Here is a 20499-nt window from a genome sequence, read left to right as displayed (position 1 = left end):
ACATGGCAGAAGTTAAAAAAATCGCGGTTCTAACAAGTGGTGGAGACTCCCAAGGAATGAACGCAGCACTCCGTGCCGTAGTTCGGAGTGGTTTGTATTATGGTCTTGAGGTATATGGAATTCAGCGCGGATATCAAGGTTTGCTGAATAACGAAATTTACAAAATGGATCTGCGTAGTGTAGGCGATATTATTCAACGCGGAGGTACAATTTTACAGTCTGCTCGTTGTCCAGAATTCAAAACACTTGAAGGACAGCAACGAGGTGCTGATGTTCTAAATCAACATGGCATCGATGGACTTGTTGTCATCGGTGGAGACGGATCTTACCAAGGTGCAAACAAGCTGAGTAAGCTGGGCATTAAAACAATGGGTCTCCCGGGAACGATTGACAACGATATTTCTTTCACCGATTATACGATTGGCTTTGACACCGCTGTAAGCGTCGTTGTTGATGCTGTTAACAAATTGCGTGATACCATGTCCTCACACGCGCGTTCATCTGTTGTAGAGGTTATGGGACGTCATTCTGGAGACATAGCGCTGCATGCTGGACTAGCTTCTGGTGCAGAGACGATCTTGGTACCTGAAGTACCTTATGATATGGATGAAATTGCCGATCGAATGAAAGATAATTTCGATAATGGTAAACGTCACAGTATCGTAATTGTGGCTGAAGGTGTCTGCAGTGGAGAGAAGATTGCTGAGGGACTTAAAAAGCGTCATGATTCCATCGATGCTCGTGTAACTGTACTCGGCCACATTCAACGTGGTGGTGCGCCTACTCCGTTTGACCGTAATCTCGCAAGCCGTCTTGGTGACTTTGCTGTGCGGAGTCTAATTCAAGGTGAATCAGATAAAGGTTGCGGTATTATTAAAGGCGAGCTTGTTCTTACTGACATCGACAAAGTCGTTAATACGAAAAAAGAGTTCGATATGGATATGTACGAACTTGCATTACGTCTATCTCAATAGATGAAACAGAAAGAGGGACTGCCTGATGGCAGTCCCTATCTTTTGTTGGGGAGAATTATTGGGAAGTAGTAGGGCTGTTGTTAAATTTCTTCTGAACCTTTACGAGGCGGAGTAACATCAATGTAGCTCCAACGGCTAGTCCGGTAATAAGACCGACCCAATATCCAGCAGCCTCTAGCGAGGTGAAATTGGCTAGCAGATACCCTACAGGTAGTCCGATTACCCAGTAGGAGAGAAAAGCGAGCATGAACGCTACATTTACATCTTTATATCCACGTAATGCACCTTGTGTCGGTGTGGCTATCGCATCGGATATTTGAAAGAATATAGCGAATAGGAGGAAGTACTGTGCTAGCTCAATTACTTCCGGTTCATTAGAATACAGTCCTGCAATATGGTGACCGCTAAGAAGTAAAATACCGGCAGTAATCAATGAGAGAATGACTGCCAACCCGATTCCAAGCTTAGCGTATTGCTTAGCATCTTTCATTCGCCCAGATCCAGCTTCAAATCCAACCAAGATGGTCAAGCTCATGCAGATGCTGAGAGGAAGCATGTACAATGTTGTTGAAAAGTTCATAGCTGCTTGATGTGCAGCGATTGTAACGGTATCGAAGTTACTCATAAGTAGGGTAACTGCTGCAAACACGGCTGTTTCGAAAAATATCGAAAATCCGATCGGTACACCGATCTTTAAGTGGTTTTTCCATGCGGCAAAAGACACTTTCGGAAGATTGCGGAACATTTGAAAGTGGGAAAAAGGCTGCATAGTATGGATAACGGCTATTGCAATAATAAATACGACCCAATACGTAATGGCTGAAGCAATACCCGCTCCTACGCCGCCGAGTCTTGGAAATCCCCATAATCCGTAAATGAATAGAGCGTTAAGTGTCACATTGACGGGAAGCATGATAAGAGTTATAAGCATAGAAATTCGGGTTTGACCGAGTCCATCAATAAAACTGCGAAGCACCGTATATCCGAATAATGGAATAATTCCAGCTGATATGGCCATTAAGAAGTTTAAAGCAATGTTCCTAACTGCTGGTTCTAAGGCCATCGTATTTAGAATACTTGGTACAATCAGAAACCCAATGCCGAGTATAACCAACGCCAGAATGACTGCAAGCCATAACGCCTGAATAACTTGATAAGCGACTTTGTTTTCTTTCCCTGCACCTATGAGTTGAGACACAATAGGGGTGATGCCCATGAGAATACCGCTTAGTCCAGTCTGAACAGGAATCCAGATGCTTGTCGCTATTGCGACACCAGCGAGATCTGCTGAGCTGAATTTACCGGACATATTTGTATCAAAAAAAGAAATAGCAGACAAAGCTAGCTGTGTAATCAAAATCGGAAGCAGTATAACTGCAAATTGCTTCATTTTCTGTCTGGTTGTAAATGTCATTTCCATAGTGTAGAAGCCTTCTTTACGAGTATTATTTTTAAAGCACGACTTCTTATTCTAATCAATTTCACTTTATATAACAAACCTACAAATAATAAAAAAAAGTTCGGCGCGTAGGCCGAACTTCAGAGACAGAACATTATTGCGGTTTACTAGTAATTTACGTTTTCGGTATATCGGTTAGCTGCATTCCAAAGCAAGTACTCATCAACATTCATGTCCTTGAGGGCACGAATTTGCTCCTCGACTTCTTTCTTACCATATTTAATATAATTGCCATTGCCTAGCCAGCTGGCTGTAAAGTCTTGGATCCAAGGACGGATGATTGGTTTATAAGAACCCAACGGATCAAGCTTCTTGTGTGTGTCTTCCATGGAACCTTTTATTGTCTGATATGGGGCCTTATCAGGTGCTTTGGAACCAAACCAGCCAGTCGAATAATGGCTTGGGTATACCATGGGACTGATTACATCAACATGTTTGGATATTTTCACAAAGTCTTGACCTATGCCTTCAGCTGCAGGTACAGATGCTGCATATCCGAAAATATCAACAGATACTCGAATCCCTAGCGGAGCAAGCTCCTTGCGTGCATATTTAACAAATTCAGAAACGATATCTACTCGGGACTGTTTCGTTTTTGTATATTTCAGTGAATCGGCGCGTTTTTCGAATCCTTCTGGAAAACGTACATAATCGAACTGTATTTCCTTGAATCCAAGTCTGGCAGCTTCTTTAGCGATTTCAATATTGTAATCCCATACCTCTTTGCTGTAGGGATTGACGAAGCTGTCTCCGCCTCCATTTGCCCAAACACTTCCATCACTTTTGCGGAAAGAAAGCTCAGGATTTTTCTTCGCCAGGATTGTATCTTTAAATACAACAACTCTGGCAATCGGATAAATATCATGTTTCTTAAGCCGCTGCATCAGCTTGTTAATGTCTTTAATGAAAGGCTGAGGCTTACCTAACTCTTGGAGCTTAGCATTATCTGTCTTATAGGTTATGTATCCTTCATCGTCCTTGATGTCGATGACCATAGCATTCAGTTCGGTCTTGTCCATCAGATCGACAAGCTGGTCCATGCGGGCTCCACCAGCGCTGTATGCTGTAACATAAACCCCTTTGACTTTTGGAGCTTCTTCCTGTGGATCTCCTTTGACCGCAGTTTGAGAACTGTGATCATTGGTTTGCTGTTGAGATATGGCGGAGTTTACCGTAGTCTGAATCAAGCTAGTTACCTGACCATCAGGTTGACTGACAGTCCCCATTCCACCTGCAGTCCAGATCAGTAAAGCTAAGAGGATATTCATATTTGCTTCTCTCCCTTGTGTACATTCACTTCATGATTATAATGGAAAGTTTGTAAATAAAAAGAACAGCTTTGTTACAAAGACAGTAGTTAAACAAGTGACCATTCAACGAGTACTTAGTGTTTTTAAACGAAATTACAGGAACTCAAACGAAATGGCTAAAGAAAGGAGGTACAATTAAAGTGAGAGGATAAAAAATGCCGCATTCCACGGTAAAGATCCGAGGAAAAACGGCATCGTTCTAAAAATCTTTTGAAGATGGTCAAGATTTAGTGAAGGTACGCTTGATTTTGGTGCTCGCAAATACTGTATTGAATAATCTCCAACGCATCGTCCTCTTCCAGAATATTCAGCCCGTCCCGCAGAACGATCATGGAATTCAGCTCGTTCTGTCTAAAGAAAGGCATCATGTCCGGAAACCATTTCATGACGATTTCAGACAGTTTTACAGTTTCCATCTCCACAAAAATCACCCTTTCCTTCCTTGTCGTTAGGTTAGGCTGGACGTCTGCAGTAAAACGGAAAAGCTAATAAAAATTGCCGAGCAGTGTTAAGGGCACCTCAAGAATATTGTAAGGACTACGCACAGATATTATACCACAAATTATTAATCTTTATCGCGAAGTTTAGAAAAACTAACTCCTGCGGAATTGTCCCATAACAGCGACTGTTTCTACAACGTTAACAAAAGCTTCTGGATCGGTTTCTGAAATAATCATTCTGAGTTCGGTAAGTTCATACCTTGTCGTTACGGTCATCAGCATATCCTTTTCTTTGTGGGTAAAAGCTCCTTCGGTTTTAATCTTTGTTACTCCACGCGGCCGTTTGAGCAGTTTCTCAAGCAATGCTTCTGTGCGGCCTGTTACGATAAACACGGTTACCTTATTATGACTGATGTGAACTAAATCAATCACCTTACCGGTGATATAAATAGATAACATGGATGCCAAAGCCAGGTTACCATCCTTCTCCATGTATGCTACTGCTAAAATAACCAGTGTGTTCATAACGACAAGCACGTTGCCAACCGGGAAATCTCGTTTGCGTGTAACGATGGAGCCAATGATATCGAATCCCCCTGTAGAACCCCCAACTCGAAACGATAAGCCCCCGCCGATTCCTACTAGTACACCTCCAAATACAGAAGAGAGGAGCGTATCGGAAGCTACAGGTTTTACAGGTATCAATTCCAGTAAAATTGTAACAATAATGACGGACAGGATACTGAGCCATACAAATCTTTTACCCAGTTTAATCCAACCGGCAACTAATATCGGTATGTTGAGCACAAAATACAAAACACTAATATTAAATGGGGAAAAATAACCGATCAGCATGGCAACACCGGATACACCCCCGCTGAGTAAATGATGTGGAATCAGAAACAGGTTAAATCCACAAGCAATAACAATCCCACCGAATAAAATGGCGGCATAGCTCCATATATGTTTTAGCAAAAGGCATCACCTCTGAAGTAGTATGAGTTAAAGGAGCTTGCTGGTATTCCTGATTTGTTTTGTGATATAATGACTGTTGGATATTCTTGAGTAGTTCGTTTTATTGAAAACTTTGCATGCTTAACAGGATTATTATACATTAGCCGACCTATGGACTGGCGGCAGGTTTAAAGAAACGGTCCCACCTCATGCAGAAAATCCTGCGGGCCGGGAAAGCTTATAAACGTTACCGCTACTTAAGAATACAGAGAAGAATGTGGTATGTCCACTAGATAGAAGGAGTATGAACCTATTGAAAACATTTGCAGAATTTGACTTGGAGCCTCAGGTGCTTCAAGCAATTACAGAGCTGGGCTTTGAAGAAGCCACTCCAATCCAATCCCAATCTATTCCGATTGCTATCTCCGGTAAAGATATGATTGGACAAGCGCAGACGGGTACGGGTAAAACCGCAGCATTCGGTCTTCCGCTGATCAGTAAAATCTCTAAAGAAGAAGAGCGTATCGTGGCTCTAGTTATGACACCGACACGGGAACTGGCTATTCAGGTTGCTGAAGAGATCGGAAAACTATCCCGTTTTAAAGGAATTCGCTCTCTCCCGATTTATGGCGGTCAAGATATCGGACGCCAAATTCGCGCTTTGAAAAAGAAGCCTCAAATTATTATCGGTACACCGGGTCGTTTGCTTGACCATATTAACAGAAAAACTATTCGCCTCGACGATGTTCAAACAGTAGTACTGGATGAAGCGGATGAAATGCTAGATATGGGTTTCATGGATGATATCCAATCCATCCTGAAACAAGTACCGGAAGAGCGCCAGACGCTCCTGTTCTCGGCAACGATGCCTCCTAACATTCATAAGCTTGCACAGCAGTTCCTGAAGAACCCTGAGCACGTTTCTGTTATTCCTAAGCACGTTAGTGCGCCATTGATCGATCAAGCTTATATTGAAGTGCCTGAGCGTCAGAAGTTTGAAGCTCTTAGCCGTTTGATTGATATGGAATCTCCAGAACTTGCGATTGTATTCGGACGTACAAAGCGCCGTGTAGATGAGCTTGCTGAAGCGTTGCAAAAACGTGGTTATTCCGCAGATGGTCTGCATGGTGACTTGTCTCAGCATCAACGTGATACGGTAATGCGTAAATTCCGCGATGGTAGCATCGACGTTTTGGTAGCAACAGACGTAGCTGCACGTGGTCTCGATGTATCGGGCGTATCGCATGTTGTTAACTTTGACCTTCCACAGGATCCAGAGAGCTATGTACACCGTATCGGCCGTACGGGTCGTGCTGGTAAAGAAGGTACTGCATGGTCCTTTGTAACTCCTCGGGAAATGGATCACCTGCACTTCATCGAGCGTGTAACGCGTCATCGTATTCCACGTAAACCACTTCCAACAATGGCTGAAGCGATTGAAGGTAAGCAACGTGTAACTGCAGAACGTGTTCTTGAAATTGTTGAAAAAGGTGAACTGAATGAGTACAAAGGTTTGGCTATCCAGCTTCTAGAACAGTATGATTCTGTACAATTGCTTGCAGCAGCTATGAAGTTGTTGACCGGCGATACTAAAAAAGAAGCAGATGTACAGCTTACACCGGAAGATCCAATCCGTGCTAAGCGTCGTAAACCAGACATCCGTAATGGACGCAAGCCTAGCGGTGGATACGGTCGCAGCAACAACGGTGGTGGTTATAACCGTGACCGCAACAGTAGTGGAAATGGACGCGGTGGATACTCCAAAGGTGGTTACAGCCGCGATGGTGGTGGAAGCGGTGGTTATAACCGTGACCGTAATAATAGCGGAGATCGTAAACCACGGACAAACAGTGGAGATCGCCGTCCGAACCGTAGCGAAGATTCCTACAAAGGCTAATCGGATTTTAGATATCCCATTAATTGAAAAAGACGGAGTTGCCGAGAATCATCGGCGTCTCCGTCTTTTTTTTATTTATTAGTTTTAGATAAAGAATGCACGGAGAACAATAACCAACAAGATGAAGAGGACCAATACGATACCTACAGTAGAACCATAGCCATAACCGCCGCCACCACAACAAGACATGAGACATTCAACTCCTTTTTTGTAAGGTTGTAATGTACTACGTCCATATCATATGGGGGAATTGCTAGGTACGTTTGGACGTCTGACTATAGAGATGTAAATTAGGCTCTGGTCATGTGTGTATGAAATAAGGTATATTAATATTACATGCATGTGACCTGAGTGAGGAGGAAAACGTTTTGGAAATGAAGGGAGCCATGGGTGGCTTATATAAAATTACCGAATGGATAACCCGCATAGCTTTTACAAATATTTTGTGGGTATTATGTTCATCACCTTTTTTATTTATGCTGCTAACGAAAATCTTAATGGCAATGCAAACACCAAATGCACATAATGAGCAGTTATTGGCAAACTGGGTGATGGGGATCCTGGCCCCGTTCTTAGTTTTTCCGGCCACAGCAGCGATGTTTACCGTTGTGAGAAAATGGGTCATGGGTGATCCTGATATTCCTGTGTTCAAAACCTTTTTTAAAGGTTATAAAGAGAACTACAAACAAGCGATGATCGGTGGGATTGTATACACACTGTTATTCGTAATCATGTACGTTGATTACACTGTTTACATGACTCAGTTTAAGAATTTGCAACTTGTCGGCATTGTTATGTTAGTTCTACTTCTTGTATTATTTGTATCGATGTTTAACTTCTTCTCTATGGCTGTTCATTATGAAATGAAGACTCGTCTATTGCTAAAAAATGCGGTTCTTCTCACTTTAATTCGTCCGTTTCGTGTCTTTTCGACGCTTGCGGGAAGCGCTGTCTTAATATTTATAGGTTCGAAGATGCCTGTGTTGTTTGTCTTCTTCCTCTTCTCAATTATGGCTGTGTTCGCATTCTATAACTTTTATGCGACATTCTTGAAAATGCAGGAGCAGGCAGAACGTATGAAACAACTTGAAGAGGAAGAATCTGCCGAACAAGCGATGCTCGATGACATGGATCATGTTAAATCAGATGATAAAGAGTCGAAATCTCGAAAATCCTAGGTTTACTTTTTTAGAAAAAGACCCTATAATAAGACTACATCCTGCGATGTGCGTTTCGGTATTCCGTTGTTTTGAACCAATGACGATGTCTCGGGAGATCAACATCGTTTCGTGGCTGGAAAGCCCTGTCTATATGACAAGGGGAATTCATAGACGATTCTGAGGTCACCCACCTGTTTACGCAGGTTCGAAGACAATGTTACCGGACGGCATAGGCGGGTTCTTACAAAGCTTATGAATGAGCGCCTCTTCCTTCGATTCGTCGAAGTGAAGAGGCGCTTTTTTTGAAAATAAAAGTACGCGTATTTACATAGAATAAAGGTTTGCTGAAAGCCTAAACAATGTTAAACTAGAGAGTGAAAAGGGAACGGTCATATATAAAGGAGGAACGGTCTTTGTCATTAAAACGAGTTCTAACGGGTATCGTGCGCAGCTATGACGGCACAAGCGACCGTGCTAAAGACCCCAAGCTGAAAACGCGTTATTACAATCTCTCGAGAGAGAAATGTTTTGAAGAAGTATCCTCAACACTCAAAAAAATACCAGGTTACAAAGTGCTCCATGAGGTCTCCTCTGTTGGAGAAATCACAATTGAGAAGAAGACCTCTTTTGGAAGAACATTGGATATAACAGTGTCTGTACTTGGTATTAACCCAGTGCGTTCTGCTGTCGATATGTATTCTGCTTCTCGAGGCTCTTTGGGCGATCTTGGAGCAAACTATCGTGTGATTTTGCATTTATTTTCAGTATTGGACAAAAAGCTTAGCAAGTATAAAGTTGATAGCTAGACATGAAAAAGCGGGAGAATAGATCTCCCGCTTTAAAGTGTGGCTTTTATATGTAAGCGCACAATGATGACTATTGAAGTGATTTCACAGCTTCAATGGCTGCTTCATAGTTCGGGTGTTCAGTCATTTCGCTGAGATACTCCACGTAAGTAATTTTATCGTTCTGATCTACGACAAAGATGGAACGCATATCGAGCTGGAACTCCTGAATCAGCACGCCATAAGCTTGCCCGAAGGAGCGGGATTTGTAGTCAGACAAGGTGATGACTTGGTCAACACCAGCTGCTCCGCACCAGCGTGCTTGTGCGAATGGAAGATCTGCGCTGACGGTAAGAATGACAACATTTTCACCCAGTCCCGCTGCTTCCTCGTTAAAGCGACGAGTTTGCGCATCGCAAACGCCGGTGTCGAGTGAAGGTACAACGCTGATCAGTTTGATCTTGCCTGCGTAATCCTTGAGAGATACATCTTCCAGCAGGTTTTTACTAACCGTGAAATCAGGAGCTGTATCGCCTACTTGAAGCTCGGGTCCGATAAGTGTAAGTGGGTTACCTTTAAATGTTGCAACCCCTGTACGTTCTTGAGCCATGAAAAATCTCCTCCTTAAATATTAAAGTTTGGTGATCTAGTTCATGGTACATTATAATCTTTTTAAAATGGGAATGTCCACCTGGGTTACCCAAGTGTCCAGATAAAGGGATAGGAGGATGCCATGATATTTATTAGATATGAGAATTGGAAGAGTTATCTTCGTTATTATCCGGTTACCTCATTATTGCTCATTGCGAACATTGTGATGTTCTTAATATTGACTTTTAACGGTGGATCGACAAATAGATTAACGTTGCTTGAATATGGAGCTGTTACGAACCTAGAGCCGTTAGTTAGCGAATGGTGGAGGTATATCGCAGCTATTTTCTTGCATAATGGTTTTGACCATTTATTTTTTAATAGTTTCGCTCTGCTTGTATTTGCACCGCCGCTTGAGCGGATTATGGGGTCATTTAAATATGCTCTTTTGTACCTGCTCAGCGGTATATTAGGAAATGTTATCAGTGTTGCCTACTATGACAATATTGGTGAGGGTTTCTATGGTGTAGGTGCCTCAGGCGCAATCTATGGGGTATATGGTGCGTTTCTATACATTGCCTTGTTCCAGCGTAACATGATGGATGAAGCGTCTAGAAAGATGCTTTATACACTGCTCATTATGGGTGTGATGTTTTCGTTTGCTCCTGGCATCGGCTGGGCAGCTCACTTTGGTGGTATGATCGGTGGTTTCTTTATTTACGGTTTGCTGATACGACTATTAAAACAACGCTCAACGTGACATTGTAAAATGGTTGCGATCAAGGTGTTAGATAATAAGTTTAAAGTAGCAAGGGAAATGAGAATGGAGCGATTAACGGGTGGAATTAAGACAGTTGCAATACTTCGTAAAGGTTGCGCAGAAGGAACACGTTACCCAAGCGGCAGAAGAGCTTCATGTAGCCCAGTCTGCGGTTAGCCGGCAGATTCATCAATTGGAAGAAGAACTCGGTGTAAATCTGTTTATGCAGAAGGGGCGAAACCTTCAATTAACACCTGTTGGACAATTGTTTTGTAAACGGGTGGAAGGTATTATGAAAGATCTGGATCGTGCAGTGACAGAAATTCATGAATTTTTGGATCCAGAGCAAGGGGAAATTCGAATTGGTTTTCCGCACAGTCTTGGCATACATTTGATCCCGTCAGTTGTAGCAGAGTTTCGAAAGAGATATCCGAATGTGAAGTTTCGATTTAAACAGGGGATGTTCCCTACACTAATTCGGGACGTCATTTCTGCGGAAGTTGATCTGGCGTTCGTGTCTCCATTCCCGGAACGACACGATCAAGTGGAAGGCGATGTTGTCCTAACAGAAGAACTGTTTGCTATCTTACCTCCTAATCACCCGCTTGCAGGTGAGAAGGGGATTAAGCTTGAACAGCTTAAAGATGAACGTTTTGTCCTCTTTAGCAAAGGGTATTCTCTCCGTCCGATTGTATGGCATGCTTGTTTGGAAGCGGGCTTTACTCCGAAAATAGCATTTGAGGGTGAAGAAACGGATACGATTCGGGGACTGGTCGCTGCAGGAATGGGTGTCAGTATACTGCCAGAAATGGCACTGTTTCAGACGAATCCACTCCAACCAGCTCGAGTAAGTATAACCGAACCTAAAGTAACTCGCTCAATTGGGCTTATCCACCGTGCTGATGAGAAGCTTCCGCCTGTTGCACAAGCGTTTCGAACGTTTTTACTGCAATATTTTGGTCTGGAATCAGCAGTGAAGTCCGTTAAAGATAGTAGTACTAATTAATCTTAATATGCGCATAAAAAAAGGTTACCGCTGATGATAAGCGGTAACCTTTTTGATTCTAAATAGACATCCGTATTATTAATCCCGGTTATTTAGGAAAATCATAATGTAGCGGAGCAATTCAAGTAAGGAAAGTAAGGCTGCGGCTACATATGTTAAGGCAGCGGCATTCAATACTTTTGCGACACCGCGTTCTTCCTCGTTTGTAATATAACCTTCGGACACCATGATTTCACGAGCACGATTACTTGCGTTAAACTCGACTGGCAATGTAACGAGCTGGAATGCTACTGCTGCCGAGAAGAAGATAATACCTAGACCGATCAGATTGAAAGCTTGGAACAGAAATCCGGCGATCAACAAGAACGGAGCAATACCAGATGCGAAGTTAACGATTGGGAACATCTTGTGACGTGCCACAAGCATCGGATAACTTACTTTGTGCTGAATTGCATGGCCAACCTCGTGACAAGCAACGGAGACAGCTGAGATCGAACGCTCGTAGTATACAGGCTCAGAGAGTCTTACAACCCGTTTAATCGGATCGTAGTGGTCAGTTAAAGCGCCAGGCACTGGTTCAATCGGTACATCTTGAAGGCCGTTTGCGTCAAGCATATGACGTGCTGCATCATAGCCTGTCATGCCGCTTGTGTTTTCGACTTGTGCCCATTTATTAAAGGTACCTTTTACCCGGAATTGAGCTACAAGTGTGAAGATAAACGCGATGATAATAAGAATAAACATAGGATCAAAACCCATTAATCCAACCTCCATATTTAGTATAGATGTTACATTGATGTAAAGTGGTTGAGTAATATTTGCAGCGACTCGATACATGCCGCTCCCTTGGGAAGAATATTGCTTAATACCGCATTTGCTTGGTTTGGTTTTAAGTCTTTAAGAAGAGGGTTCAGCTCTTTGACATCCCGTTCGAGCTGTTGAATCTGAATTTCAAGCTTGGTCAGTTTATCAGTGACTTCAGCATCCTCAGTGACTGATTGCCAACGCTCTAGCGTAGCTTTGATCTCTTCCAAGGTATATTTCTCTTGTTTTAATTGATTAATACGTTTTAAAGTGTTTAAAGTTTCAGGACTGTATAAACGGTAATTTTTTAAAGTTCGTTTTTCAGGAGAGATCAAACCCAGCTTTGTATAATAGTCGATGGTTCTTTCACTGATTCCAGCTTCTTTTGCTAGTTCACCAATGCGATATAGATTCATGTGTGAGCGTATGGTTCTCACGTTATTATCACCCCGCAGGCCTGTATGATTGTAATATATTATATTCTAATAAAAATATGATACATGATCGTGAACCATACAGTCAAACGTCATGCTTTAAATAGGAAAGGTTGGTCTCTAAATGAATGTTATATTATCTTACATATATAATGGATTATTACGTATATTTTAAATAAAACCATTGCCACCATGTTTTTGATGTGCTTATAATGACATTAATAAATTGTTGATGTAATATAAGTTGACATTGAGGAGTGGGAAGTATGAAGAAAAGATGGCTTGGTTCATTAATTGCAATGAGTACCCTGTTGGCGTTTCCGGTTAGCGCCTTTGCTGACGATGGGGCGACGAATGTTCAACTTCAAGCTGGATTAAACTCCGTGTTCGTATTTTTAGCAGCCTTGCTCGTTTTTTTCATGCAAGCTGGTTTCGCACTTCTTGAAGCAGGCTCCGTGAGGATGAAAAATGCAGGGCACGTTGCAGGTAAGACGGTGCTTACATTCGGAATTAGTGTAGTTGCTTTCTGGGCAATGGGATTCGGTTTAGCCTTTGGTAATGGGAATAGCTTTTTCGGATTGGAAGGCTTCTTCCTAAGTGGAGATAATATGGCGGAATCCTTCAGTTCATTAGCGGTTTATGATGTGCCGACAACAATTATGTTCTTATTCCATTTATCCTTCGCAGCTGTCTCGCTTGCTATTGCTTGTGGCGGTATGGCTGAACGGGCTAAATTAAGTGTTTATATCATTTTCGGGATATTGTTCACTATTGTAATCTATCCAGTTGTTGCTCACTGGGTTTGGGGTGGAGGATGGCTTGGAAGCCTGGGTATGCAGGACTTTGCAGGATCAACGGTCGTCCATTTGACAGGTGCTACAGCAGCTCTGGTTGCAACGATATTGCTTAAGCCTCGTCTTGGTAAATACAATAAGGAAGGTAAACCGAACAGCATCCCTGGACACAACCAAGTATTGTCTGTTCTCGGGGTACTAATTATCTGGATTGGCTGGTTTGGATTTAACCCAGGAAGTACCATTTCAGCATTAACCGATGGGTTCTTCGGATTTGTATCTTTGAATACAAATATCGCTGCGGCGGCTGGCGCACTGGCTGCATTGTTGGTTTCATGGGCGGTTCTCGGAAAAGCAGATATACCTAGTATGTTAAATGGTGTGCTTGCTGCCTTTGTAGCTATTACTGGTGCTTGCGCGTTTGTTGAGCCATGGGCAGCGGTTGTTATCGGTGCTGTAGCGGGAACAATCACCTTCTTTACAGCACAGTGGTTTGAACGTAAAGGGATCGATGATCCAGTGTACGCATTCTCTGTACACGGTGTAGCCGGCATGTGGGGGGCTGTATCAACAGGATTGTTTGCTGCACCAAGGCTCGTGGAGATTACAGGAGTTGGAAATGCAGGTCTATTTTATGGAGGCGGATTGGGACAGCTCGGCGTTCAGCTCCTTGGTCTAACAGGAACCTTTGCATTCGTTCTCGTTATATCTTTCCTTATTCTTGGTTTGATCAAGGTGACTATTGGACTTCGTGTAACAGAGGAAGAGGAATTGATGGGGCTTGATATTAGTGAACATGGTACTTATGGTTATCCGGAGCAAATGAAGCTGCTTACTGAATCGGAATCCAAGCCCGCTTCTGAATCTCATGGAATGACGAAGCCATCTATTGGGAGTGAATCGGCTATTTAATGGATAGAAATCATCTGTTGCAAGGAGGGCTCAGCATGAAACCGCTGGAATCGATATATTCGTTCCCGGAGTTTTTGGAAATACAGGAGGCAAGAGAAGAACAAGAACTGCGGAATGCCAGAATATCCTGTCAAAATAAACTTCTAGAAATGAAAAATGAAACGAATCCGGAAGTGTGGATGAGCTGGGTTAACCGGATGCATGATGAAATTGCACAACAGGCAGCTGTTCTATGTGAGATAAAATTAAGTGAGGCTGGCTTCGGCCAGCCTCCTGCCCGTTATGCTTTTGTCGCTTTTGGCAGCAGTGGAAGACAAGAGGCCACACTCTGGAGTGACCAAGATAACGGGCTTATTATTGGTGATGAACTAGAAGAGGGAGATGCGGGCTACTTTCTTAAGTTTGGAGTCAGCTTGTCTAATTTGCTTGAATTTGCAGGGTACCCGAAATGTGCAGGAAAGGTGATGTGTTCTGAGCCCAAGTGGAGACTGTCTTTGACGGAGTGGAAGAAACAGTTAACAGACTGGAGCTCTGATGTCGCATGGGAGCCGATAAGGCATTTTATCATTGCATCGGACATGAGACATATTGCAGGCAGTGTTGACCTGTCTTCTGCTTGGGAAATACATTTTCGCAGCTGTGTACAGCAACAACCCGGTATGGTTCCAGCACTTCTTCGAAATACAGTGCATCATAAAGCGACACTCAATGTTATGGGGAGGATCGTTACCGAGCGATTTGGTGAACATGCGGGTGATTTTGACGTGAAATATGGAATGTATATCCCCCTTGTGAATAGCATTCGCACAATGGCCTTGCAGCGGGGAATTACTGATACCTCTTCGATGAAGCGGATTGAGCGGATTATTCAGCTGGAAGGAGGAGGTTTGCTGCTCGAAAATGTACAACGTGCCCTGATCTATGCACTTAGAATGAGAATAGAGACGCCGTTTCGGATAAGAGATGGGTTGGTTGAGAGCAGTGGATACCTTCTGAAAGAGCAGCTAAAGAACAAAAAGGTTCAGTATGAGTTAAGAGATGCATTAGGTGTGGTACGCCGAATTCACCGTTCTCTTCAACGAGAACTTCGTTTTATAGATCGGAGCGGATTGTGAGGGATCCTAGAGAATCTGGAGCGGGATTTTGGCGTTCTCTGCGAGTGGGTGATATTAATTCGGCGATAGCATCCATGAAGGGCAATCCTTCAGCTCAGCAGATCGCATTCATACGTTCACAGATGAAAGAACAAAGGCGTCCAGAGATGCTGGGCACCCCACTGAGTCAGCTGGAGACAGTCGTGTTTGATCTGGAAACAACGGGCTTCTCGCCTCAGCATGGGGATGAGATATTGTCCATTGGTGCTGTACGTACGCTCGGAAATTCGGTCAAGCCAGAAGAGTGCTTTCATATGATTGTGAACAGCGGTGTGCCTGTACCTGAGCATATTACAGCTCTAACTGGTATCTCTCAATCGATGGTAGATGGCGCAGCTCCCTTAATGGAGGGGCTTCATGACTTTATGGCTTTTGTTGAAGGGAAAGTGCTTGTTGCCCATGCGGCTGGACATGATCGTGCATTTCTTAATGCTGCTTTGTGGAGAACCTCGAAGGTTCGACTGACTCAGCGCTTGCTTGATACGATGATGCTTGCTAAGCGACTGTTTCCTGGTCGTTCAGATTATATTCTGGATAGTTTGCTTCAGGACAAGGGGATTCCTGTTAATGGACGTCATGATGCACTTTGCGACGCTATTATGACAGCAAGGTTATGGACTGTTTATTTGGAAGAGATTCAGCAACAAGGATATGCTGAGACCTTAGGTGACCTATATGTATACTTAAGTCGAGTCTAAGATAGTGTGTAATCTACCGCCTTCAGTATCCACGGTTTTAGGGCTTCATGAGGTTTTGATGCAGTTGCTATCATCGGTTTTCTCATAATCCTATAAGCACGGAGACTAAGCTCTTTCGAATCAAATCGAAGTGGTGAACCAATAAAATATACCTGAAGGAGTCCTCCGAAGGATTGAAGCTGCAGTAAGTCTTCCTTTGATGGAGCAGGCGGGCTAGTCGGATGGCTATGAAATAAGCCGCATATCCGCGGTTCGGTAAACAATAGTGAGGTCCAGATCTCAGGGTCTAGTGAAAAATGATGAAGCGGATCAGCAGCTCGGTTAGGAACGGGTATATATCCATCAAGTTGGAGCGTTCCCTCTGTGGTATTCCCGAGGATTATTCCGCAAGCTTCTTCTGGCAGACAGGTGAATGTATGTTCAGTTACTAAATCCATAACCTCTGAAGTGATTCGAAAAGGTACTTCAACGGAGTTATTAATGTCCAAGAATCATTCTCCTTTATATCTATATGTAAGTTCTTAGGTTATGTTGGTTTGAAAGTTATGGTATACAGGGTACAATAGGGACTATAAAAAGTCTACTAGTAAAGGAAGCTACCCATGAAACGTAATTGGATCATACTAACGGTATTGCTACTCGCTGTAGCGACGGTTATCTATAATCAGGCCGGGGATAAGATTGAATCTGTATTTAAAGCAGAAGAGCCCTTACCTACGGAAACAGGGGCGAAAGCAGGCTTGCTGGCTCCAGCATTTTCATTAGAAGGACTGGACGGCAAAACCTATTCGGAGAATGGGGCGAGAGACAAAGCGCTCATCATTAACTTTTGGGCTTCATGGTGTGATCCATGTAAGGCGGAAGCACCCGAGTTATCGAAGTTCGCCGCTGCTTATGCCGATGATCTGGATATTTACGGGATTAATGTTACTAAATATGACAATGAGAAAAAGGCCAAAGAATTTGTTAAGGAATACGCTCTGAAATATCCAATCATGTTAGACCATAAAGGCAAGGTATTTGAGGATATATATAAAGGTAAGGTATTTCCGACGAATATTTTGATTGATCGCAGAGGTGTCATCACAGAGATTATTTTAGGGGCGCCTGATCCGAAAGAGTTCGAGAAGAAGGTTAAGAAGCTCATCAGATCCTAAACGAGAAAGTAGTTAAGAGATTGGAATAAGGAAGAGCACGTTCCCTTTATTTATGTGGGAACGTGCTCTTTTGGAGTTTAAAAGTTTAAGTTTAGTGATTAAGTAGTCCTTGACGTGGTGGTGACTCATCTTCCGTCTGGGATGGAGAAATCTGGCCGAGAAGTGCGTAGCGCATACTATCGACAAGAGCCTCCCAACTTGCTTCAATGACGTTACTTGAAACACCTACCGTACTCCAAGAATCTTCGAAATCTCTGGACTCGATTAATACTCGTACAGTGCCTGCTGTAGCATCTTTATCGTCGAGTACACGAACCTTATAGTCTGACAGGTGCATGTCTTTCAAGGAAGGGAAATACTGCAGCAAAGCCTTTCTCAGTGCGTTATCCAAGGCGTTTACAGGACCTGTGCCTTCGCCGGCTGTATAGATGCTTTGACCTGCAACATTAATCTTTACGAAAGCTTCGGATACAACTGGACGCCCTGCAGTTTTCTCAACAAGCATTTTGAAAGATTCAAAGATGAACAATTCCTGGAGATCACCGTTAGCTTCCCGGAGGAGAAGTTCAAGCGAAGCATCTGCTCCTTCAAACTGGTATCCCTGATGTTCCAAATCTTTGATTTTGCCGATTACGTGCTTAGACTGCTCACTGCTTGGGTCGAAATTTAGACCCATGTCCTGTGCCTTGGAGACAAGGTTACTTTGGCCTGCAAGTTCAGAGACGAGGACTCGTTGTTTGTTGCCAACCTTTTCTGGCTCAATATGCTCGTACGTTCTGGAATCACGTAAAATTGCAGAGACATGAATGCCGCCTTTATGGGCGAATGCTGCATTACCAACGTAAGGCTGGTTAACTGGCATATTCACGTTCGCAACTTCACTTACATAACGTGCGGTATTCGTGAGTTGGCGAAGGCTATCTTCCCCAATACAGTCATACCCGAGTTTAAGTTGAAGATTTGGAATAATGGAGCATAGGTTAGCATTGCCACATCTTTCACCATAGCCATTCATTGTTCCTTGTACATGGCGTACGCCAGCTTGTACAGCGCTTAATGTGTTTGCAACGGCTAATTCACAGTCGTTATGTGTATGAATACCAAGTGGAGCTCCAGGCAGGAATCCGTGCAATGAAGTTATGATTTCGTGAACTTCATGAGGAAGACTACCTCCGTTGGTATCGCACATAACGAGCCAATCAGCACCTGCTTCACGGGCTTTGGATAATACCGAGACAGCGTACTCCGGATTATGCTTAAATCCGTCGAAGAAATGCTCCGCATCGAAAATCACTTCAAGGCCCTGTTGTTTCAGGAAAGCAATGGAATCAAAAATCATCGCAAGATTCTCGTCAAGAGTCGTCTGTAAAGCGGTATGAACATGAAAGTCCCATGATTTCCCGACAAGTGTAGCTGCTCTGACGCCGGATTCGAGAATCCGGTGCAAATTAGCATCTTTATCAGCAATGGAACCTTTGCGGCGTGTGCTGCCGAATGCCGTTACTTTTGATGTCAGACCGAGCTCTTGAACTCTTTTGAAAAATTCGATGTCTTTGCTGTTGCTTCCCGGGATGCCGCCTTCAATATAGTGGACACCAAGAGCATCCAGCTTTTTGGCGATTTTGATTTTGTCATCCGCCGATAAGCTGATTCCTTCGCCTTGGGTACCGTCGCGAAGTGTCGTATCAAAGATAGAAATAGACTTAGACATGATGTCCTCCTTTTGCAAGTCCGGGATGGACCGTAGAAGTGATATAATGTTGTATTATAGCATTTTCTTACGGCAAAGTGACAAAGAATTGAAACTTTTCCGATGATCCTGACTTTATTGATCTAGAGTGAGGAGAAACGATATGCTGAAATAGATTTGAAATAATAATGAAGAAGAAGGGATGTAACAGTGGGAAACATTAACAATTACTACCCTGCAAGCGGCCGTGTCATTCTCCATGTGGATATGAACGCTTTTTACTGTTCTGTTCATGAGGCGGAGGAGCCGGAGCGTTACCAGGGACAACCGACGGCTGTCGCGGGCAGCGTGGAACTGCGCAAAGGGGTTATTGTTACATGTTCTTATGCAGCCCGAAGCATGGGAATAAGAACCGGAATGAATGTGCGCCAAGCACTGAAAATTTATCCGGATTTGATTCTTATTAAGCCTAACTTTCATTTGTATCGAAAATACTCCAATGCTTTTATGAACATAGCATATGCATATACGCCTTTGCTTGAAGCGACCTCGATTGATGAGTGTTATCTTGATATTACAGGCTCCAAGCAGTTTGGAACTCCACTCGAGATCGCAGAGGAGATCCAGAGCCGAATTCGAGAGGAGTTGTCATTACCTTGTTCAATCGGTATTGCTCCGAACAAGCTTTTGGCTAAGATGGGGTCCGACATGAAGAAGCCGAACGGGATTTCAATTCTACGTATTCGAGATGTGCCTAAGGTACTGTGGGGTCGACCTTGTGGAGAATTATTTGGCATAGGATCCAAAACGGCTGAGAAGCTGAAAAAGCTTAATATAACAACGATTGGTGAGCTGGCAGCAGCAGACGAAAATCTGCTTAAGGGAGCTTTTGGCGTTATGGGAAGTTGGATGAAGCAGGCTGCCAACGGTTTGGATCATTCTCCCGTGAATGCAGTCCGCGAGCAAAGTAAATCAATAGGACATACGACGACTTTGCCTGCAGACATTACCTCATCCGAGGATGTAAGGCGTGTTCTGTTAAATCTAAGTGATCAGGTTGCGCGAAGACTTCGGAAACAGGAGTTGATGACAGGAGGAATTCAGCTTACGCTTAGAACGCCGGATATGAAGACCATTACGAGATCCCGTCAGTTGGCAACACCTACAGAGAATACAGAAGATATTTACCGGGAAGCCTGTTTATTGTACGAGAAGCATTGGAATGACCAGAAGCCACTTCGATTGTTAGGAATTACACTTCAGCAATTGAGCAACCGTGAGGAATCGGCGATACAATTGGATCTTTTTGATTATGAGAAGCAGCCTAAGAAAGAGTCGTTGACAAAAGTAATGGACGAGCTGCGCAATAAATTTGGGGAAAGTGCAGTGTTGACAGCGGGTATGCTCGGGGATGATCCATCCGCATTGATTCGTAATCACAAAGTCAGGGGAACATCACTTCAGATGGATTTTGTGAGAAACACGGAACGTAAACCGGAACAGGAATAACGTATAATACC

Annotated in this window: 21 protein-coding genes and 1 other RNA gene; 12 read left to right on the top strand and 10 right to left on the bottom strand. The window is 43.4% G+C overall.

Translation table 11 applies throughout. From position 1 onward, the window contains the following. Positions 1-2 precede the first annotated feature (2 nt). Positions 3-974 carry a 6-phosphofructokinase gene (gene pfkA / locus ACFQV5_RS18205; RefSeq protein WP_379248792.1) on the top strand — a complete coding sequence of 324 codons (972 nt, stop codon included), beginning with the start codon at positions 3-5 and terminating at the stop codon, positions 972-974. A gap of 55 nt (positions 975-1029) precedes the next feature. Here pfkA and ACFQV5_RS18200 read toward each other — a convergent pair whose 3' ends face one another. The 4 genes from ACFQV5_RS18200 to ACFQV5_RS18185 all read right to left on the bottom strand — a co-directional run bounded on the left by ACFQV5_RS18200 (position 1030) and on the right by ACFQV5_RS18185 (position 5158). Next, positions 1030-2394: an MATE family efflux transporter gene (locus ACFQV5_RS18200; RefSeq protein ID WP_379248791.1), complete on the bottom strand. Its 1365-nt coding sequence runs from the start codon at positions 2392-2394 to the stop codon at positions 1030-1032. A gap of 146 nt (positions 2395-2540) precedes the next feature. Further along, the gene (locus tag ACFQV5_RS18195; protein WP_379249431.1) at positions 2541-3659 is read right to left on the bottom strand and encodes a putative glycoside hydrolase; all 1119 of its coding nucleotides are present in this window, start codon (positions 3657-3659) and stop codon (positions 2541-2543) included. Between the two features lie 311 nt (positions 3660-3970). Further along, positions 3971-4159, bottom strand: a complete 189-nt coding sequence (locus ACFQV5_RS18190) for a hypothetical protein (protein WP_379248790.1) — start codon at positions 4157-4159, stop codon at positions 3971-3973. A 177-nt stretch (positions 4160-4336) separates the two neighbouring features. After that, the gene (locus ACFQV5_RS18185) at positions 4337-5158 is read right to left on the bottom strand and encodes a YitT family protein (RefSeq protein ID WP_379248789.1); all 822 of its coding nucleotides are present in this window, start codon (positions 5156-5158) and stop codon (positions 4337-4339) included. A 292-nt stretch (positions 5159-5450) separates the two neighbouring features. On the opposite strand from ACFQV5_RS18185, the gene cshA reads away from it, so the two are divergent. After that, the gene (gene cshA, locus ACFQV5_RS18180; RefSeq protein ID WP_379248788.1) at positions 5451-7034 is read left to right on the top strand and encodes a degradosome RNA helicase CshA; all 1584 of its coding nucleotides are present in this window, start codon (positions 5451-5453) and stop codon (positions 7032-7034) included. A gap of 84 nt (positions 7035-7118) precedes the next feature. Here the strand turns inward: cshA and ACFQV5_RS18175 are convergent, their stop codons facing one another. Then, positions 7119-7223: a YjcZ family sporulation protein gene (locus tag ACFQV5_RS18175; protein ID WP_379248787.1), complete on the bottom strand. Its 105-nt coding sequence runs from the start codon at positions 7221-7223 to the stop codon at positions 7119-7121. 179 nt (positions 7224-7402) lie between these two features. On the opposite strand from ACFQV5_RS18175, the gene ACFQV5_RS18170 reads away from it, so the two are divergent. The 3 genes from ACFQV5_RS18170 to ACFQV5_RS18160 all read left to right on the top strand — a co-directional run bounded on the left by ACFQV5_RS18170 (position 7403) and on the right by ACFQV5_RS18160 (position 9000). After that, the gene (locus ACFQV5_RS18170; RefSeq protein WP_379248786.1) at positions 7403-8212 is read left to right on the top strand and encodes a YesL family protein; all 810 of its coding nucleotides are present in this window, start codon (positions 7403-7405) and stop codon (positions 8210-8212) included. Between the two features lie 35 nt (positions 8213-8247). Next, positions 8248-8438: non-coding RNA, 6S RNA (gene ssrS / locus ACFQV5_RS18165), on the top strand. 169 nt (positions 8439-8607) lie between these two features. Beyond that, positions 8608-9000 carry a DUF1499 domain-containing protein gene (locus ACFQV5_RS18160; protein WP_379248785.1) on the top strand — a complete coding sequence of 131 codons (393 nt, stop codon included), beginning with the start codon at positions 8608-8610 and terminating at the stop codon, positions 8998-9000. 70 nt (positions 9001-9070) lie between these two features. Here ACFQV5_RS18160 and tpx read toward each other — a convergent pair whose 3' ends face one another. After that, entirely contained in the window at positions 9071-9589 is a 519-nt protein-coding gene (gene tpx, locus ACFQV5_RS18155; RefSeq protein WP_379248784.1) for a thiol peroxidase, read from the bottom strand. 123 nt (positions 9590-9712) lie between these two features. Between tpx and ACFQV5_RS18150 the strand changes: the two genes are divergently transcribed. Together ACFQV5_RS18150 and gltC are read left to right on the top strand one after the other, a co-directional pair. Further along, positions 9713-10330 carry a rhomboid family intramembrane serine protease gene (locus tag ACFQV5_RS18150; protein WP_379248783.1) on the top strand — a complete coding sequence of 206 codons (618 nt, stop codon included), beginning with the start codon at positions 9713-9715 and terminating at the stop codon, positions 10328-10330. A 79-nt stretch (positions 10331-10409) separates the two neighbouring features. Continuing rightward, on the top strand, positions 10410-11336 hold the full coding sequence (gene gltC, locus ACFQV5_RS18145) for a glutamate biosynthesis transcriptional regulator GltC (protein ID WP_379248782.1): 927 nt from the start codon (positions 10410-10412) through the stop codon (positions 11334-11336). A 78-nt stretch (positions 11337-11414) separates the two neighbouring features. Here the strand turns inward: gltC and ACFQV5_RS18140 are convergent, their stop codons facing one another. Further along, complete coding sequence (locus tag ACFQV5_RS18140; RefSeq protein WP_379248781.1) at positions 11415-12095, bottom strand: zinc metallopeptidase; 681 nt, start codon at positions 12093-12095, stop codon at positions 11415-11417. 29 nt (positions 12096-12124) lie between these two features. Next, positions 12125-12556 (bottom strand): MerR family transcriptional regulator, encoded by a 432-nt coding sequence (locus ACFQV5_RS18135; RefSeq protein WP_379248780.1) that lies wholly within the window; start codon positions 12554-12556, stop codon positions 12125-12127. 284 nt (positions 12557-12840) lie between these two features. On the opposite strand from ACFQV5_RS18135, the gene ACFQV5_RS18130 reads away from it, so the two are divergent. The 3 genes from ACFQV5_RS18130 to ACFQV5_RS18120 are packed head-to-tail and all read left to right on the top strand — an operon-like array spanning position 12841 to position 16132. Continuing rightward, positions 12841-14280, top strand: a complete 1440-nt coding sequence (locus ACFQV5_RS18130) for an ammonium transporter (RefSeq protein WP_379248779.1) — start codon at positions 12841-12843, stop codon at positions 14278-14280. Positions 14281-14315: 35 nt separating this feature from the next. After that, positions 14316-15395 carry a DUF294 nucleotidyltransferase-like domain-containing protein gene (locus tag ACFQV5_RS18125; RefSeq protein WP_379248778.1) on the top strand — a complete coding sequence of 360 codons (1080 nt, stop codon included), beginning with the start codon at positions 14316-14318 and terminating at the stop codon, positions 15393-15395. Further along, the gene (locus tag ACFQV5_RS18120) at positions 15392-16132 is read left to right on the top strand and encodes an exonuclease domain-containing protein (RefSeq protein WP_379248777.1); all 741 of its coding nucleotides are present in this window, start codon (positions 15392-15394) and stop codon (positions 16130-16132) included. The genes ACFQV5_RS18125 and ACFQV5_RS18120 overlap by 4 nt, the downstream gene beginning before the upstream one ends. On the opposite strand, the gene ACFQV5_RS18115 is transcribed toward ACFQV5_RS18120, so the two are convergent. Beyond that, positions 16129-16620 (bottom strand): M67 family metallopeptidase, encoded by a 492-nt coding sequence (locus ACFQV5_RS18115; protein WP_379248776.1) that lies wholly within the window; start codon positions 16618-16620, stop codon positions 16129-16131. The genes ACFQV5_RS18120 and ACFQV5_RS18115 overlap by 4 nt on opposite strands. A 114-nt stretch (positions 16621-16734) precedes the next feature. On the opposite strand from ACFQV5_RS18115, the gene ACFQV5_RS18110 reads away from it, so the two are divergent. Then, entirely contained in the window at positions 16735-17289 is a 555-nt protein-coding gene (locus tag ACFQV5_RS18110) for a TlpA disulfide reductase family protein (protein ID WP_379248775.1), read from the top strand. Between the two features lie 91 nt (positions 17290-17380). Here the strand turns inward: ACFQV5_RS18110 and cimA are convergent, their stop codons facing one another. Then, positions 17381-19000, bottom strand: coding sequence for a citramalate synthase (gene cimA, locus ACFQV5_RS18105; RefSeq protein WP_379248774.1), 1620 nt, complete (start codon positions 18998-19000; stop codon positions 17381-17383). 189 nt (positions 19001-19189) lie between these two features. Between cimA and ACFQV5_RS18100 the strand changes: the two genes are divergently transcribed. Next, positions 19190-20488: a DNA polymerase IV gene (locus ACFQV5_RS18100; protein WP_379248773.1), complete on the top strand. Its 1299-nt coding sequence runs from the start codon at positions 19190-19192 to the stop codon at positions 20486-20488. The last annotated feature ends 11 nt before the right edge of the window (positions 20489-20499 follow it).

The sequence above is a fragment of the Paenibacillus sp. GCM10028914 genome (assembly GCF_042666275.1).
In the GTDB taxonomy this organism is placed as follows: domain Bacteria; phylum Bacillota; class Bacilli; order Paenibacillales; family Paenibacillaceae; genus Paenibacillus_AQ.
Note: the sequence above shows the minus strand (reverse complement) of the source record. Positions and strands in the feature narration are given on the sequence as shown.